The organism is Cytophagia bacterium CHB2, assembly GCA_030263535.1.
Classification (GTDB): Bacteria; Zhuqueibacterota; Zhuqueibacteria; order Zhuqueibacterales; family Zhuqueibacteraceae; genus Coneutiohabitans.
In genome coordinates this window covers 1-3219 of the sequence record SZPB01000536.1, presented here as the reverse complement: position 1 = coordinate 3219, position 3219 = coordinate 1, and the positions used below count along the sequence as shown (strand labels likewise).

Genomic DNA, 3219 nt, shown 5'->3' with positions numbered 1-3219 from the left:
GTATGAAACCAGTTTCATTTGCATGAGATCGACATATTCTTTGGGACTCACCGGCAAGACCACGGGAAACACATTGTTGCCGAAAACCTCGCGCACCTGCTCGACGACTTTGTCGAAGTTGGCGTTTTCTTTATCGAGGCGATTCACCACGAACATGCGCGGCACGCCGTATTCTTCGGCGATTTGCCAGGCGGTTTCCGCGCCCAATTCCACGCCGTTCTGTGCATTCAGGACATGAACCGCCAAATCTGCCGCGCGCATGCCGCCGCGCACTTCGCCAATAAAATCAGGATAGCCCGGCAGATCGATGATATTCACTTTATGATCTTTCCAAAGCGCATACAGCATGGAGGTGATGATCGAATTTTTGCGATTGATTTCATCGGAATGGTAATCGGACAGCGACGTGCCCTCGTCAACCGAGCCCATGCGGGAAATCCCGCCGGAGACGTACACCAGGGCTTCGGCCAACGAGGTTTTTCCAGATGCGGCATGCGCCGCCAAAGCAATGTTGCGGATACGATCAGTAGTAAATTCCTTCACGGTAATCCTCCATAAAAGGGGTCAACGCATCGAGATTGAGAGCATTCTGTTGGATTCGAATAATTTTGGTTTCATATGACAGGGCGATCAACATCGGCGCAGAGTTTATTTAGCGCCAATCGCCCGGCCGCAGGCTCGACCCTATTTAGGGATCAAAATTAAATAACTTCCCGCAGCTCAAACCGCGAATGAACGCTAATAAATGCAAATTAGAAATGGATTAGCGTAAATTGGCGTTCATTCACGGGTGCAAGAAATGAGTAGATTACTTAAACGGCGTTCCTCAATTCTGTGCCGCCACACGCTCGCGCAGCAGCCGTTTTAGAATTTTTCCCGTGGGGCCGTGCGGCAACTCCGCCCAAAATTCGATGTAGCGCGGGCATTTGTACGCCGGCAATTGCGCTTTGCAAAACCGGATCAACTCTTCCGCTGAAACCGCTTGCGGCCGCTTGAGCACGACATAGGCTTTAACCTCCTGGCCGAGATTGCCGGCCGGCACGCCGATCACCGCACACTCGCTCACCTCCGGATGCGCAAGCAGGCAGCGCTCCACTTCCAACGGGAAGATTTGAAAACCGGCTTTCTTGATGACATCCATTTTGCGATCGATCAAATAAAGATAGCCGGACTCATCCACCCGGCCAATATCGCCGGTGTACAGCCAGCCGTCTTTGAGCACGCGTTGCGTGTCTTCGTTGCGGTTGTGATAGGCCGGCATGATGGCCGCGCCGCGCACCACGATCTCGCCGATTTCCCCGGGCGGCAGCTCGCCGCCTTTTTCATCGACGATGGTGAATTCCAGGCCGGGCAATTGCTTGCCGACCGAGCCGTGTTTGTTGGTAATGTCCGGGCGATTGGCCGTCACCAGCGGGCTGCATTCGGCCAAGCCGTAGCCTTCGAAAATATCGACGCCAAAGCGTTGCATCAGCGCATGACGCAGACTCTCGTCAACCGGCGTGCCGGTGACGATCAGAGCTTGCAACGATTTGAGCGAAGTATCGATTGGCGCGGAGGCACTGCTATTCGTGGAGGCCTGCTCGATGGCATTAATTTCGGCAAGCAGATGGCGCAACATGGCCGGCACCGTGACCAGATGTGTCACCTGTTCGCGCGCAATGGTTTCGATCATTTGCATCGCGTCAAAGCGCGGCAGCAGCACGCTGCACGCGCCTGCCGCCAACGGCACGTTCATGGTCAGCATTTGCCCGATGCCATGAAACAAAGGCAACGCTGCGGCAAAGCGATGATCATGATCGATGCGAAACGCCTCCCAGCAGGAGAGTACGGAGGCGGCGAGATTGGCATGGGTCAACAGCGCGCCGCGCGGCGGGCCGGTGGTGCCGGAGGTATACAAAATCACGGCAGGATCCTCGTCGCGCGCTGTTGGTGTCAGTTCGCTGGCATCGGCATTCGAGATCAATGCCGTCAGATCAATGCCGCCGGCGTAGGCATTTGCCGACTGGCCGTCGTTGGCGGGCGAGCCGAGGAAGATATGATGCCGGCAATCCGGCAGATCACGCGCGGCATTTTGCAAATAGCGCCCGAACCCGCCCCACGCAATGAAACCCTTGACCGAAGCATCGGCGAGAATGTAGCGAATATCGTTTTCACGAAACATGACATTGATGGGCACGACCACCAGGCCGAGTTTGAGCAGGGCGTAATAGGCAATGGGAAATTGCGGCAGGTTGGGCAGCATTAAGGCAAGGCGGTCGCCTTTTTGCAGATGCAGGCTGGACAATCCATTCGCCAGGCGATTGACGACGCCCAGGAAATAACTGTAACTCAAATGCGTGTCGCCGAAAACGAACGCATCACGTTCGGAATATTTTGTCGAACAGATATCCAAAAAGTCGAACAGCGAACGAGCGACCATAAGCGTCGACCAATACCGCGACGAAAGTCAAAAGCTGATTGAGGCAGGCAATTTTTTAGTTGCACAACTGGGCTTCACGATAAAACAAAAGGCCTAAATAGTCAAGCGAAAAAAGGGCGGAGGAGAGAGTTGAGCGGCCTGAGCTGGTCGTAGAGCTGCACCAGTTCAAGGATACTTTAATTTTCATGAGTACTTCATCCTGTCATTCCGCAGGAACCTTGTGAAGCATGCGGACAAAGGTAACCGTCTACTCGCCGCAGTACCATCAAGGCAAGCCCCATTGTTGCGCCAGCCCGGCGAGATAGTTTTGAAAATCGGTTTCCGGCATCTTTTTCAGATCGAATAACCTGCTTACGGCCATTTCCGTCCACGGCAAGTTCAATTGCAGGCAGGTTTGCAATGCCAGTTCTACCGACTTTATTGCCGCTTCGACCTGGCCCAAGCTTTCCTGGGTAAAAGAGAAATAATACAAATCAACAGCAACGCTGTAGCGATCTCTGATTGCCGCGTGCCCGGCAATGGCCGCCTCGAAGTTTGCACGGGCCTTGTCAAACTTTTTCTCGGCATGATAAAGTTGACCAAAGGCCTTCAGGGTGTTGGCTTCGCCGAGGCGGTCGCCGACGGCTTTGAAAAGCGCGAGCGCGTCGTTGTAGGCTTTGATGGCGGCGTCGAGCTCTTTCTTAGATTGATGGAGATCGCCGATGGCCTGAAGGGTGTTGGCTTCGCCGAGGCGGTCGCCGACGGCTTTGAAAAGCGCGAGCGCGTCGTTGTAGGCTTTGATGGCGGCGTCGTTGTCATCT

3 protein-coding genes are annotated in these 3219 nt (G+C 54.5%); all 3 read right to left on the bottom strand.

All coding sequences use genetic code 11. The features are described from left to right. A partial coding sequence (locus FBQ85_28565; GenBank protein ID MDL1879087.1) for a GTP-binding protein occupies positions 1 to 543 on the bottom strand: 543 nt, incomplete at its 3' end. 283 nt (positions 544 to 826) lie between these two features. Beyond that, positions 827 to 2419, bottom strand: a complete 1593-nt coding sequence (locus tag FBQ85_28560; GenBank protein MDL1879086.1) for a long-chain fatty acid--CoA ligase — start codon at positions 2417 to 2419, stop codon at positions 827 to 829. Positions 2420 to 2684: 265 nt separating this feature from the next. Next, the coding region (locus tag FBQ85_28555) for a tetratricopeptide repeat protein (GenBank protein MDL1879085.1) at positions 2685 to 3219 on the bottom strand (535 nt) is incomplete at its 5' end.

Coding starts and splice junctions, on each gene's coding strand:
- FBQ85_28560 (MDL1879086.1), bottom strand. CDS start 2,419: ATGGTCGCTCGTTCGCTGTTCGACTTTTTGGATATCTGTTCGACAAAA.